Source organism: Pseudomonas sp. MF09150, assembly GCF_059862355.1.
In genome coordinates this window covers 73,640-86,558 of sequence record NZ_JCBCUS010000007.1, presented here as the reverse complement: position 1 = coordinate 86,558, position 12,919 = coordinate 73,640, and the positions used below count along the sequence as shown (strand labels likewise).

Sequence of the window (12,919 nt, the reverse complement as noted above, 5' to 3'; positions counted from 1 at the left end):
CGGTCGTTCCACGGCGCGAGCTAAAGGCCGCTGAGCAGGCGTGCTTCGCAGGCTTCGATCGCTCCCAGGGGGCCGCACAGCACCAAGGTATCGCCGGGCTGCAGACGGGTCGCGGTGTCGGCCGAGAGTTCCTTGCTGTCGCGTTGGATGCACTGCACCTGGGCCCCCAGTTGTTCCAGGCCCAGGGCGCTCAAGGGCAGGTAGCAGGCGTGAGCGTCGGGCCCCAGGTTGACCGCATGCTTGAGCACCCGGGGCTGGCCATTGTTGTCCATGAGGTTGCTTTGCGCCCCGTGGTAGAAACCGTGAAGCAACTGGTAGCGGTCGCGGCGAACATCGTCGACCTTGGCCTGCACCTGCTGTTCGGGCACGCCGAGCATGATCAGGGCATGGGAGGCGAGCATCAGGCTCGACTCCAGCAGTTCGGGCACCACTTCGCTGGCGCCGGCGGCCTTGAGTTCGGCCAGTTGGCTGTCATCTCGGGTGCGCACCAGGATCGGCACCTGGCGATTCAGGCGTCGGGCTTCCTTGAGCACCAGCAGGGCGATATCGGTTTTATCCACCGCAATCACCACCAGCCGGGCGCGCTCCAGGCCGACGGCGGTGAGCAGGTCGCCGCGTCGTGAGTCGCCGTAATGCACGCAGCTTTCACCCGCCGCCGCTTCCTGGACCCGCACCGGGTCGTCATCCAGGGCAATGAAGTGCTGCTGCTCGCGGCGCAGAAAGCGCCCGATCGACTGGCCCACGCGGCCATAACCACAAATCACCACGTGTCCTTGCAGCTCGGCGGTGAGGGCGCTGATTTCTTCGAGCCGGGCTTCCTGGTTTGGCTTGCGGTGCAAGCGTGCGGCAATCGCCGGCGCCGCCCGCAACAGCAGGGGCGTGAGCAACATCGAGCAGAACGTCGCGGCCAGCAGCAGGCCGCTGATCTCGGCGGGCATCAACTGGCCTTGTTGCATCTGCGCCATCAGGGCAAAGCAGAACTCGCCGCCCTGGGCCAGGGCCAGGCCGCTGCGCCAGGCGGTTTCGCCATCGCTGCCCCGCAGCTTGAGCAGGATCGCCACCACCGTCCCTTTGATCAGCAGCAACGCCAGGGTCAGGCCGAGAATCAGCAGCCCGTGGCTGGCGAACAATTGCAGGTCAATCAACATACCGATACTGACGAAAAACAGGCCCAGCAGGATGTCGCGAAACGGCCGGATGTCGGCCTCGATCTGGTGCCGGTAGTGGCTTTCACCCAGCAACATCCCGGCCAGAAACGCGCCCAGGGCCGGGGACAGGCCAAGCAGGTGGGTCAGCCAGGCGGTCAGCAGCACGATCACCAGCGCCAGCAGCACAAACAGCTCGGCGGAATGGGAAGCAGCAACCTCGTGAAACAGCCGCGGCAGCAACCAGCGGCTGGCCAGCAGCAGGCCGACAAACAGCACCACGGTCTTGCCCAGGGTGCTCGGCAAGGCCCAGTACCAGGCCTGCTCGCTGTGGCCGGCGAACACCGGCACCAGGGTCAGCAGCAACACCGCAACCACGTCCTGAAACAGCAGCACGCCGATGGCGTTCTGGCCGTGGCTGCTGAAGATTTCCCCCAGGCTGGTCAGTTCCTTGCTGACAATTGCCGTCGATGACAGGGCCAGGCCGGTACCGAGCATCAGTGCCGCGCCCAGGGGCATGCCGAAGATCGCCAGCAGGCTGCCCAGCAATACGCCGCAGCACAGCACCTGCAAGCTCCCCAGGCCGAACACCACGTGGCGCAGGGCGAGCATTTTCGAGAGGGAGAATTCCAGCCCCAGGGAAAACAGCAGAAACACCACCCCCAATTCGGCCAGGTCCGGCAGGTCTTCGCTGTCATTCACCCAATCGAATGCCGTAGGCCCCACCAGCAGGCCGACGCACAGGTAGCCCAGTACCGGCGGCAGGCGCAGGCGCCGGAACAGGGCTATCACCACCAGCGACGAGGCGAGAATGATCAACAGATTGGCAAACACAGGTATCTCCGGACAGGGGGCGCACGTGGGGGTACAGCCTAGAGGCAAAAAAGCCGCGAGGGTCGCGCAATCGCCCTGGGCGTGAGCTGATATAGGTCATGTTTTGCCCGGAATGTCCGAATGCGTGGTCCGGCAGCCGGATTCGAGGGGCCGTCGAGGCGTGGGTTTCGGCTGTAATGCGCCCCGAGCCTGGGTCGACGAGCATTGGCGACAGGCTTAGAATAACGCCCCTGTTCCTTTTTTTGGTCTGTGCGTCATGCCTCCTGAATGCCAGTTGTTCGGCACCCTTGGTTGCCACCTGTGTGAGCTTGCCGAAACAGAATTGATGCCGCTGGTCGAGCATGGATTGCTGGTCGAACTGGTGGACATCGCCGACAGCGAGGCCTTGTTCGAGGCTTATGGCTTGCGCATTCCGGTACTGCGCCGGGTAGACACCGGTGCCGAACTGGACTGGCCCTTCGAAGCCGAACAGGTCGTGGCCTTCCTGCGCTGAGGGCAACGCGCCCTGGCCCCCCGCCTGTCGCACGCCTGCTAATCCGTTGGCAACAACCCGATAATTCGTTTACTGTATGTGCGTACAGTATTTGGGGTGCCCTGCCATGTCCTTGACCATTCTTGCCCGTGCCGAGCGCTTGCAGCACTTGCTGCCCGAGCCCGGGGAGTCGCGAGCTGATTCCAGCGTTGTCGCGGATGAACAGGCGCTGCTGAACGGGTTTTCCCTGGACCGTACCGTAGGCCTGGGCGCCCCGCAGATCCGCGCAGTGCTGGTCGATGACGACAGCTTGCTCGGGTTTGGCATTTACCCCGGTGACCGCTTGATTGTCGATCGCTCGGCGACCCCGGTCGCGGAACACTATGTCGTGGTCCATCTCGATGGAGAAAGTCGCTTCAGCCTGCGCCTGCTGGCGCCCGATCCCAGGGGCGGCCTGCTGCTCAAGGCTGCGCGCCCGTCGATACCGTCGGTAGCGGTGAATGATCAGGAGTCGCTGCAGATCTGGGGTGTGGTGCTGTGGGTGGTCAGCTATGTGGGCCGTGGATGATCTTGCCATGCAGAGGGTGCAGGCAGGGGACGAATGAAGAAGGGAAGGGATAGATGATGGTCAATGTCGAACAACTGAAAAGCAGTGTGAATCGCATGTCGGCCGATGTGGTGCATGAGGCGGTGCTCGAATTGCGCCTGGATGGCCTGGTCACCGAAGGCAAGACACCGTTCAACAAGTTGCATTTCAATACCTGCTTCGCCGAAATCGAAGCCTTGTTTCAGCGGGCCGGTTACCACCGCCAGTTGGATGTGGTGGGCTACCAGGGCCTGCTTTATGCGCTCTACGATCCAGGGCGTTGGGAGGCGGTGGATGTGCTGCGCTGGCTCAAGGAGTTCACCGATGCAGCGGCGCAAGCCAAGGTCGGGCACGCTTGATTCGCTTGCGCAAACTCTCCTAGGCGCCTCGCAGCCCTTGCCGGATAATGCGCCTTTGCATTAACGGCTCGAGCTTTTCGTATGTCTTCCACACCTTTCAATGCCGCGCAGCACCAGGCCAGCACCTTGTACCTGCCTCCAGGTTCCTGGTCGACAGTGCTCGATTGCCTCTGTGATCACTTCAGCACCATCAGCCGCGAGCAGTGGCTCGACCGCATTGCTCGCGGACGGGTGCTTGACGGGCAGGGGCAGCCTGTCGGCATTGACCTGGTGTACCGCGAAGGCTTGCGAATTCATTATTTTCGCGAAGTGCCGGACGAAAAGGTGATACCGGTGCAGGAGTCGATTCTGTTTGCCGACGAGCATCTGGTCGTGGCTGATAAACCGCATTTTCTGCCGGTCACGCCGGCAGGCGAGTATGTCGAGCAGACGCTACTGCGACGATTGATTCGGCGTCTGGACAACCCCCACCTGGTGCCCTTGCATCGTATCGATCGGCACACAGCAGGGCTGGTGCTGTTCTCCGCCAATCCCCATAGCCGTTCGGCCTATCAATCGTTGTTTCCCACGCGGCAGATTGAAAAACGCTACGAGGCCATTGCCCGGGCGTTGCCGCAACATGACTTTCCCCTGGTGCACAAGAGTCGGCTGGTAGAGGGCGAGCCGTTCTTCCGCATGCAGGAAGGCGCCGGCGTCAGTAATACCGAAACGGCGGTGGAGGTGCGTGAAAAAAACGGTGAGCTCTGGCGCTACGGTCTGTACCCGGTGACGGGCAAGAAGCACCAGCTGCGGGTGCACATGAGTGCCTTGGGGGCGGGGATCTGCAATGACCCGTTCTATCCACAGGTGCTCAAGGACGCGCAGGACGACTATGCCCGGCCGCTCAAGTTACTGGCCCAGGGCCTGCGCTTTCTCGACCCGTTGACGGGGCAGGAGCGCGAGTTCGAAAGTCGCATCCGCCTGGACTGGTAAAGGGGCATGGGGCTGGATTTCAGTGCCCTGCATAGAATAAAGCCCGCGCAAGGCGGGCTTTATGTCAGTCGGGCGCAAGCTGGTGGGCTTACAGCTCTTTGACAGTACGAACCTGATCTTTATTGATGCGGGTTTGCTTGCCGTCCAGTTGTTCGAATTCGTAGAAGCCCGAATCCTTGTCGAACTTAGGTGAGTCGACGGCCTGGATTTCGCGACCGTCATTCAAGGTGATCACTGTAGGCGAGGCGCAACCGGCAAGAGTGGCGATACCCAGTGCGAGCATGAGCGTGGCGAGAGTCCGTTGAGTCATTGCATGTCTCCGAAATTGAATACTTTGAGTACTGATGTTCAGACGTATACAGCGTCAGCAAGTTCCTTACTAGCGTCATTCTGCCACTCTGTTGTGCTGGTGTAACAGCTCAGGCGTGTTCAGGTTAGCCAGCCGTGCATCATTTTCCGGGCATTGCAATGCCACGCACCCCAGGTCCCGCATGACTTTGCCGGGGCTGCGCTGACCTTCCAGCCAGGCCCGTTCCACGTCCGGTAGCAGTGATGTCGGGATGACACACAACAGGGGCTCCCAGTGCTCGCCCTGGCGCAGCATCAGCGGTTTGCCTGGGTGGGCACTGGCGGTTTGCAGCATCTGCAACAGCAGTTCGGTATCGACCTGCGGCACATCGCAGGGCAGCACCAGCAACCGCTCATGGCGCGCAGCCTTGAGCCCGGCGCGAATCCCCGCCAGCGGCCCGGGAAAGTCCTGGCTGTCGTCGTGCACCAACTGATCGGCATAGCTGGCGTACAGCTCCAGGTTGCGGTTGCAGGAGATGATCAGGTCGTCGCTCAAGCCACGGGTCAGGCGTTGCAAGTGGGCGATCAGCGGCTCCCCGCGCCATTCGATCAAGCCTTTGTCCTGGCCACCCATGCGTTGCCCTCGTCCGCCAGCCAGGAGCAGGATCGAACAGGGCGGTGTGGGCAGGCGCAAGGTCATGGCAGGTCTCCGTAGCGGCAGTCAAAGAGAGCGCTGTGATATAACACCGGGCTGTTTCTCCTACAACTGGATCGAGCCTATGAAAGCCAAGGCTGATGTGCCTTTCGCAGCGCTGAACATTGCCGTGCTGACGGTCAGTGATACCCGCACCCTGGAGACCGATACCTCCGGTCAAGTCTTCGTCGATCGCCTGAGCGCAGCGGGGCATAACCTCGCCGCACGGGTTCTGCTTAAAGACGACCTCTACAAGATTCGCGCGCAGGTGGCGACCTGGATTGCCGATGACGTGGTGCAGGTGGTGCTGATCACCGGCGGTACGGGCTTTACCGGTCGCGACAGCACGCCGGAAGCGGTCAGTTGCCTGCTGGACAAGCAGGTCGATGGTTTCGGGGAGCTGTTCCGGCAGATCTCGGTGGCCGATATCGGCACTTCCACTGTGCAGTCCCGGGCCCTGGCCGGGCTGGCCAACGGTACGCTGGTCTGCTGCCTGCCGGGATCGACCAATGCCGTGCGCACCGGCTGGGACGGGATCCTCGCCGAGCAGTTGGACTCGCGCCACCGGCCGTGCAACTTCGTTCCCCATTTGAAGCAGGCCGCACCCTGTGAATCCCGTGGGTAAGCCTGGCAAGACCGGCACCTTGCTGCCGGTGGAAGAAGCCCTGGCACAGTTGCTGGCGATGGCGGAAGCGGCGCCGATTCTTGAGCGTGAACGCTTGCCCCTGGCCCAGACCCAGGGGCGAGTGTTGGCCGATGACCTGGTTTCCACCCTGGACCTGCCGCCATGGCCCAACAGTGCGATGGACGGCTATGCCTTGCGTCTTGCGGATTGGCACGGCGAGCCGCTGCCGGTCAGCCAGCGGATCTTCGCCGGGCAAGCGCCCGAGCCGCTGAAGGCGGGCACCTGTGCGCGCATTTTCACTGGTGCGCCGGTGCCGGCAGGGGCCGATTGTGTAGAAATGCAGGAAAACGCCCAGGTCCAGGCGGATGAGCGAGTGCTGTTCAGCGAGCCGATGAGCCCCTGGCAGAACATTCGCCCCCAGGGCCAGGAAACCACCGTAGGCGAGACAGTGCTGGTGGCCGGCACACGCCTGGGGCCTATCGAGCAAGGGCTGGCCGCTTCCCTGGGTTGCGCCGAGCTTGAGGTGGTGCGCCCTGTGCGCGTGGCGGTGTTGTCTACCGGTGACGAGTTGGTTGAGCCGGGCCAGGCCTTGGGACCGGGGCAGATCTATAACAGTAATCGGGTCCTGCTCTGCAGTTGGCTGCAACGCCTGGGGTGTGAGGTGGTAGACGCCGGGATTCTTCCCGATGACCTGCCGACCACGCGCCAGCGCCTGGCCGAGCTGTCCGATGTCGACCTGATTTTATCCACCGGCGGAGTCTCGGTGGGCGAAGCGGATTTCCTCGGCATCGCCTTGCGCGAGGAAGGTGAACTGGCGTTGTGGAAGTTGGCGATAAAGCCTGGCAAACCGCTGACCTTCGGACATTTTCGCGGGGTGCCGGTCATTGGTCTGCCGGGTAACCCGGCGTCGACCCTGGTGACCTTTGCCTTGCTGGCCCGGCCTTATCTGTTGCGCCGGCAGGGTGTACGCGACGTACTGCCATTGCAGTTTCAGGTACCTGCGGGTTTTGTCTGGGCCAAGCCCGGTAACCGGCGTGAGTACCTGCGTGGGCGGATGGAGCAAGGTCGGGCGGTGATTTACCGCAACCAGAGCTCCGGTGTGTTGCGCAGCGCTGCCTGGGCCGAAGGGCTGGTCGAGGTGCTCGAGGGGCGCACACTGGTCGAAGGGGATTGGGTCAACTTCATTCCCTTGAGTGAAGTGCTCGGTTGAAGTGGCAGCAGACATGCCCGACCGGATCATGGTCGGGCGTGTGTCGGCAAGGCCTGGCGGCTAGCGCAGCAGGAGCAATAGCAGCAAGCCGAAGCGGCTGTTGATGCCCCAGCTCAGCAGCCCCGTCAGCAGGGCCACGGCCAGGCCGGCCCAGGCGAGCCTTTTCAGCAGGCGCAGGCATTTTCCCTCGCCGGCCTTGAGTTCGACGGTCGATTGCACGACCCCGCCAGCCACCTGCACAGGCTTGGGTGCCAACCACAGGTTATGGCCGGGTCGGCGATTGAGGCCGGAGTTCGAACCCTCGAAAAGTTGCTTGTCGTTCATGATATTCACGTCCCTGTAACAGGCGCCGTTCGCCTGACCTGAACCTTCTTCGATTGCCGGGATGGGGTCAATTCAGGCAATTCCCAATCTGTTGTAAGAAAAGTAAAGAGAGTCCGTACGAAAGTTGGAGCCTCGCTCAGAGAATCCGGCTGACCGGATCAGGCCGGCCCTTTTTCTCCAGGGGTGCGTCCATAGGCATCGGTGAAACGCACGATGTCATCCTCCCCCAGGTACTCGCCGCTTTGCACTTCGATCATCACCAGTTCGTCAGCCTCCGGGTTGACCAGGCGGTGCGGGCGGCCCGGTTTGATAAAGGTCGATTCGTTGGTTTTCAGCACGAACGCCTGGTCGCCATTGGTGACCTGGGCCGTGCCGCTGACCACTATCCAGTGCTCGCTACGGTGATGGTGCAGTTGCAGCGAGAGTGAGGCGCGGGGCTGCACCACGATGCGCTTGATCTTGAACCCCGGGCCTTCTTCCAGAACCGTGTAGGTGCCCCAGGGACGGCTGACGGTGCGGTGCAGGCGATAGGCATCATGGCCTTGGCGCTTCAGGGCCTGGGCGATGACCCCGACGTCCTGGCTGCGTGCCCCATCGGCGATCAGCAGGGCATCCGGGGTGTCGATAATGATCAGGTTGTCCAGGCCAATCGCACCTACCAGGCGGCGCGGGGCGTCGATGTAGCAGTTGCTGACGTCCAGCAACACGCTTTCCCCCTGGCATTGGTTACCGTGGGCGTCGACCGGGCGCAGTTCGCGCACCGCCTGCCATGAGCCTATATCGCTCCAGCCCAGTTGGCAGGGCACCACCGCCACCTTGTGCGAGCGCTCCATGAGGGCGTAGTCGATGGAAATATCCGGTACGCAGGCGAAGCTGTCCGCGTCGAGTTCCAGGTGCAGTTCGCCAGGGCCCTGGCGGCTGTGGCTTCGCTCCAGGCACTCTTGCACGCTGGTCAGCACCTCGGGCGCATGCTCGCGCAATTGCTCCAGCAGGGTGTCGACGCGCATGCAGAACATGCCGCCATTCCACAGGTGGCGACCGCTGTCGACATAGGCCTGGGCGGTCATTGCGTCGGGTTTTTCGACAAATCGCGCGACCTGAAAGCTCGCATCGTCCAATGCCGCGCCTTTTTCGATGTAACCGAAGCCGGTTTCCGCGCGCTGAGGAACCAGGCCGAAGGTCACCAGCCAGCCCTGTTCGGCAAGTGTCCGAGCGTGGCCTACCGCGGTGGCGAAGGCGTCCAGCTCGGTGATCAGGTGATCGGCCGGCAGCACCAGCAACTGGGCGTCCTCGCCGTAGTGGCGGCGCACGTGCAGGGCGGCGGCGGCGATTGCTGGCGCGGTGTTGCGGCCGAAAGGCTCGAGGATGAAGTCCAGCTCCAGCTTGCGGCGGTTCAGGGGGCGGTAGTCATCAAGGGTGTTAAACAGCACTTCCCGCCGGGTTACCGTCAGCAGCCGGCCGACGTCATCCAACCCGCTCGCGCGAGCGAAGGTTTTTTGCAGCAGGCTTTCGCCATCGGGCAGACGCATGAAGGGTTTGGGCAGGGCCTCCCGAGAGACAGGCCACAACCGGGTCCCGGCGCCGCCAGCGATGATGCAAGGAATGAGAGTGCTCACTCAGAAGGCCTCGGTGTCAGGTGCGCGGCCAGGGCTGCGCCGAGTAAAAGCGAAATGGTTTGTGACGGCATGCGCGCACGAAACCTGGGCTGTCGACCTACGCTGGGTAATGGCGAACCGCCCTGGTACGAGTGAGTGCGCTGTTTTTCCACAGGAATCGACGAAGGTGATGAATTAAATGGCCAACCACGGGTTTTTTTCCTCGTCCGGTGGTCAACATCCAGCAGCAACCTTCGACTGACAGGAGTGACGACGGATGAGCGAGCGCAAAGCGCTGTTGATTTTACACGGTAAGCAAGCCCTCAACGAACAAGTACGCAACGCCGTCGAACGCAAGCGTGAGCAGGGCTGGGAGCTGGCCGTACGTCTGACCTGGGAGGCGGGCGATGCCCAGCGCCTGGTGAGTGAAGCCCTGGCCGCAGGTTATCCACAGCTGATTGCCGGCGGCGGCGATGGCACTTTGCGCGATATCGCCGAGGCCATGGCCGGGCATACCGGCGAGGCCAGCCTGGTCCTGTTGCCTTTGGGCACGGCCAATGACTTCGCGCGCGCGGCCGGTGTTCCTCTGGAGCCGGAAGCCGCGCTGGACCTGCTTGATGTCGCGCCCCAGGCGATCGATCTGGGGGAAGTCGGCGGCCAGGTGTTCCTGAACATGGCCACCGGCGGGTTTGGCAGCCAGGTGACCGCCAATACGTCCGAAGATTTGAAGAAAGTCTTGGGCGGTGCGGCCTATCTGTTTACCGGTCTCACCCGTTTCAGCGAGCTGCATGCGGCCTACGGCGAGTTGCAGGGGCCGGATTTCCACTGGCGCGGCGAGTTGCTGGCGCTGGGGATCGGCAACGGTCGCCAGGCGGGTGGGGGGCATATGCTGTGCCCGAATGCGCTGGCCGACGACGGTCTGCTGGATATCAGCATCCTGCCGGCGCCGCAGGAGTTGGTCGGGACCTTGAAGGACCTGTTGGCCGGGGGCTTTGGCCTGGACAACATGTTTGTCCGGGCGCGCTTGCCGTGGGTCGAGATCAAGGTCAGCGAAGGCCTGGACATCAACCTCGACGGCGAGCCGCTGAAGGGCGACAGCCTGCGCTTCTGCGCCCGGCCTGGGGCGCTACGCGTGCATTTGCCGGTGGGCTCACCCTTGCTCGGCCAGCGCCCGGCGCACTAGTCGTCGAGGCTGATGATCTGTTCGCGCACGGCAAACAGCACCAGGCCTGCGACGTCGTAGATCTGCAGGCGCTTCATGATCTGCGAGCGGTGGGTTTCCACGGTCTTGATGCTCAGACCCAGGCCCTGGGCGATTTCCCGGGTCGACTTGCCGCGCACGATCAGGCGCAGGATTTCCAGCTGGCGCGCGGTCAGGTTGTGGGTATCGGCCTGTTCCGGCTGCTGCTTCTGGACTCGGGTGAGGGCCTGGTTGATTACTGTGTGGGCGATGGCCGGGCTCAGGTAGCGCTCGTTGTTGCGCAGGGCTTCGAGGGCGTGTTCGAGTTCGGTGGCGGTGGTGTCCTTGAGCAGGTAGCCATGGGCGCCGGATTCCAGCGCTTGCATGATCAGGGCCGGATCGGTGTGCATCGACAGGATCAGCACCTTGCTCAGCGGACGTACCGCCTTGAGCCGCTGCAAGGCTTCGAGGCCACCGGTGTCTTTCATGGAAATATCCAGCAGCACGATATCCGGCAGCAGCTGTTCAACCAGCTCCAGCAGTTGGCCGCCGTCGCTGGCCTCGCCGACCACTGCGTAACCGGGTATGTCCATGACCAGGGCTCGCACGCCGGCCCGGATAAGCGAGTGGTCATCCACCAGAAGTAAATTACAGGTCAATGTAAAACCTTATTCTTGCTGGCCCGTTCGAGTGCCCGGGGAGCCCAGGGGAAGAGTGCTTCAATCTGTGTTCCCTGCTCGGACTGGCTGGTGATTTTCAAGGTGCCGCCCAGTTGTGCGATGCGCTCGGACATGCCGGCCATGCCCCGTTGCCCCTGGGCGCCCGGGTTGGCCGCCGGGGCAAAACCCCGGCCATCGTCGCTGATCAGCAATGACAACCCCTGCGGCAGGCGCTGCAGGCGCACCAGCAGGTTTTGCGCCTGGGCATGACGCAGGATATTGGTGACGGCTTCCTGGGTAACCCGAAAGGCTGCCACGGCCATTTCCTCGGGGATCCCGGTCAAGTGCTGCTGGCATTCCAGGCTCCAGTGCATCGGGGTGTTTTCCAGGGTCTTGAGCAGGTGCGCGCGCAGGCTGGCTTCCAGCCCCAGGCTGTTGAGTTGTCGGGGGTTGAGAATAGCCGAGACGTCGCGCACCTTGGCCAGGGTCTCATCCAGCGTGGCGCCCAGGGCTGCGCAGTGACTGTGCAGGTCTTCGGGCAGGCGCCGCTTGAGCCATTCGTTTTGCAGCTTGGCTGCGGTCAGCAGTTGCCCGATATCGTCATGCAGTTCGCGGCTGAGGCGATGGCGTTCGTTTTCCTGGACTTCCAACAGGCGGTCGGCCAACTCCTGGGGCTGGAACTCGATCGACTTGCGGGTATAGCCGTACTGGATCCAGGTACAGGCCAGCGCCGCCATATTCAACACCAGCAGGGCCGTCGGCAGAGTACTGGCCAGGCAGTAAATAACCAGGTTGGCGACGGCTGCGCATGAGCACAGCAACAGGCTCAGCCACAGCAGGTTTTTATGAGGACGCGACCAGGTGATAAAGGACTTGAGGCTGGCGTGCATAGCATATGAAGCCAATAAATGTTCAGTACGGGGAGCCCGGTCACAACGTGTGACGGGACCCGGTTTGAAAAGCGGTGCTGTTTGAAAGGGCAAGGTTAAAAATCAGCACGCTCCATAAGTCGCGAGCCAGCCTTTTGCAGGTTCTGAATGAAGGCAATTTGCCATTATTTAATGCATCTAATGGATCGCATAATACCACTTCGAATACCGTTGGTCGCGTTTCCAAATAGACGACTTATATGTCTGGGAGGTCAGGTTTATTGGGTTTGGGACGGGTGTTCCATTTGTGTCTTATGCTTGTAATCAGTAAAGATCTATTTGATTTTATTAGGGTTTTATTGGGTGTTAGAGCGCCAAACTTGCAGTCCCGATAATGGGCCTTAGTTGGCGGTGCTAATACTTGAGTATGTCGCTGAGAGATATGAAGTATTCAATGGCGACATCGCGCTCAAAACGCTCAGCGGTCTGTTCGGGCAGGCCCGAAGTCGAAATGACTGGCAGCGTTTTCAGTTGTTTCGCTTGGAGATAGAGAGCGTTTGGTAGGGCGTGCCTGAGGAAATTCGCCGGGGAGGGTGCTGATCAAGCTGCGTGGCAAGGGCATCGAGCAGCAGGCTTTGTTCGCTGTCATCCATGTTCAGTTGGCCGCTGGTGGGGTCGACCAGTTCCAGTTGCCAGGCCATCAGTGTCAGGCAGTCCTTGAGTGCGAGCAGGACCTGTTGCCCCAGGTCCATCGAGTTTCGGGAGGGGTCCAGTACCTCATGGACGCACCGGGCAAAATCACTGAGAGGCTCTACATCTCTGGCGTGGGTGATGTTCGCAAGCGTGAGCAGGGAGTCGCGCAGGCACTGGATGGCTTCTTCATCGTTGCTGATCAGGTGCAGGTGATTCAGGCAATCTTCGGACTTGGCCAGCAGCTTCTCGGCTTCGGCAAGGAATTCCGACAGCGGCTGATACCCCTTATAGCCTTCCTTCAGCATGCGGATCTCCACGACGGGGTGCCAGGTAATGGAAGGGTTAGGCCGGCCAGGGATTTGAGGATGCCTATGAGGCCGAACGTGCTGCGCGCCGGTGCGACTGATGGGGCGG

The 12,919-nt window shown here is 62.0% G+C and carries 15 protein-coding genes; 7 read left to right on the top strand and 8 right to left on the bottom strand.

Annotated elements, in window-relative coordinates; translation table 11 throughout:
- Positions 1-20 precede the first annotated feature (20 nt).
- Positions 21-1,979: a monovalent cation:proton antiporter-2 (CPA2) family protein gene (locus AC19YX_RS24020; protein ID WP_500607200.1), complete on the bottom strand. Its 1,959-nt coding sequence runs from the start codon at positions 1,977-1,979 to the stop codon at positions 21-23.
- A 256-nt stretch (positions 1,980-2,235) separates the two neighbouring features.
- Between AC19YX_RS24020 and AC19YX_RS24015 the strand changes: the two genes are divergently transcribed.
- The 4 genes from AC19YX_RS24015 to AC19YX_RS24000 all read left to right on the top strand — a co-directional run bounded on the left by AC19YX_RS24015 (position 2,236) and on the right by AC19YX_RS24000 (position 4,368).
- Positions 2,236-2,472 carry a glutaredoxin family protein gene (locus AC19YX_RS24015; protein WP_421548369.1) on the top strand — a complete coding sequence of 79 codons (237 nt, stop codon included), beginning with the start codon at positions 2,236-2,238 and terminating at the stop codon, positions 2,470-2,472.
- Positions 2,473-2,578: 106 nt separating this feature from the next.
- Entirely contained in the window at positions 2,579-3,019 is a 441-nt protein-coding gene (locus AC19YX_RS24010; RefSeq protein ID WP_078470642.1) for a S24 family peptidase, read from the top strand.
- A gap of 56 nt (positions 3,020-3,075) precedes the next feature.
- Positions 3,076-3,396: a hypothetical protein gene (locus AC19YX_RS24005; protein ID WP_043230518.1), complete on the top strand. Its 321-nt coding sequence runs from the start codon at positions 3,076-3,078 to the stop codon at positions 3,394-3,396.
- A gap of 81 nt (positions 3,397-3,477) precedes the next feature.
- Positions 3,478-4,368 (top strand): pseudouridine synthase, encoded by an 891-nt coding sequence (locus tag AC19YX_RS24000; protein ID WP_201131880.1) that lies wholly within the window; start codon positions 3,478-3,480, stop codon positions 4,366-4,368.
- An 88-nt stretch (positions 4,369-4,456) separates the two neighbouring features.
- On the opposite strand, the gene AC19YX_RS23995 is transcribed toward AC19YX_RS24000, so the two are convergent.
- Complete coding sequence (locus AC19YX_RS23995) at positions 4,457-4,678, bottom strand: YgdI/YgdR family lipoprotein (RefSeq protein WP_043230450.1); 222 nt, start codon at positions 4,676-4,678, stop codon at positions 4,457-4,459.
- A gap of 75 nt (positions 4,679-4,753) precedes the next feature.
- Complete coding sequence (mobA, locus tag AC19YX_RS23990; RefSeq protein ID WP_500607199.1) at positions 4,754-5,356, bottom strand: molybdenum cofactor guanylyltransferase MobA; 603 nt, start codon at positions 5,354-5,356, stop codon at positions 4,754-4,756.
- Between the two features lie 79 nt (positions 5,357-5,435).
- On the opposite strand from mobA, the gene moaB reads away from it, so the two are divergent.
- Both moaB and AC19YX_RS23980 read left to right on the top strand, forming a co-directional pair.
- Positions 5,436-5,975, top strand: coding sequence for a molybdenum cofactor biosynthesis protein B (moaB, locus tag AC19YX_RS23985; RefSeq protein WP_020299725.1), 540 nt, complete (start codon positions 5,436-5,438; stop codon positions 5,973-5,975).
- Positions 5,959-7,185: a molybdopterin molybdotransferase MoeA gene (locus tag AC19YX_RS23980; protein ID WP_421548366.1), complete on the top strand. Its 1,227-nt coding sequence runs from the start codon at positions 5,959-5,961 to the stop codon at positions 7,183-7,185. The genes moaB and AC19YX_RS23980 overlap by 17 nt, the downstream gene beginning before the upstream one ends.
- A gap of 60 nt (positions 7,186-7,245) precedes the next feature.
- On the opposite strand, the gene AC19YX_RS23975 is transcribed toward AC19YX_RS23980, so the two are convergent.
- Entirely contained in the window at positions 7,246-7,509 is a 264-nt protein-coding gene (locus tag AC19YX_RS23975; protein ID WP_078470638.1) for a hypothetical protein, read from the bottom strand.
- A gap of 158 nt (positions 7,510-7,667) precedes the next feature.
- Positions 7,668-9,125: a mannose-1-phosphate guanylyltransferase/mannose-6-phosphate isomerase gene (locus tag AC19YX_RS23970; RefSeq protein ID WP_500607198.1), complete on the bottom strand. Its 1,458-nt coding sequence runs from the start codon at positions 9,123-9,125 to the stop codon at positions 7,668-7,670.
- Between the two features lie 256 nt (positions 9,126-9,381).
- On the opposite strand from AC19YX_RS23970, the gene yegS reads away from it, so the two are divergent.
- The gene (gene yegS / locus AC19YX_RS23965) at positions 9,382-10,287 is read left to right on the top strand and encodes a lipid kinase YegS (RefSeq protein ID WP_500607197.1); all 906 of its coding nucleotides are present in this window, start codon (positions 9,382-9,384) and stop codon (positions 10,285-10,287) included.
- Here yegS and AC19YX_RS23960 read toward each other — a convergent pair.
- The 3 genes from AC19YX_RS23960 to AC19YX_RS23950 form a co-directional block, all read right to left on the bottom strand.
- Positions 10,284-10,943 (bottom strand): response regulator, encoded by a 660-nt coding sequence (locus tag AC19YX_RS23960; protein WP_078470635.1) that lies wholly within the window; start codon positions 10,941-10,943, stop codon positions 10,284-10,286. The two genes, yegS and AC19YX_RS23960, sit on opposite strands and share 4 nt — an antisense overlap.
- On the bottom strand, positions 10,940-11,833 hold the full coding sequence (locus AC19YX_RS23955; RefSeq protein WP_078470634.1) for a sensor histidine kinase: 894 nt from the start codon (positions 11,831-11,833) through the stop codon (positions 10,940-10,942). The genes AC19YX_RS23960 and AC19YX_RS23955 overlap by 4 nt, the downstream gene beginning before the upstream one ends.
- A gap of 506 nt (positions 11,834-12,339) precedes the next feature.
- Complete coding sequence (locus tag AC19YX_RS23950) at positions 12,340-12,810, bottom strand: hypothetical protein (protein ID WP_500607196.1); 471 nt, start codon at positions 12,808-12,810, stop codon at positions 12,340-12,342.
- Positions 12,811-12,919 lie beyond the last annotated feature (109 nt).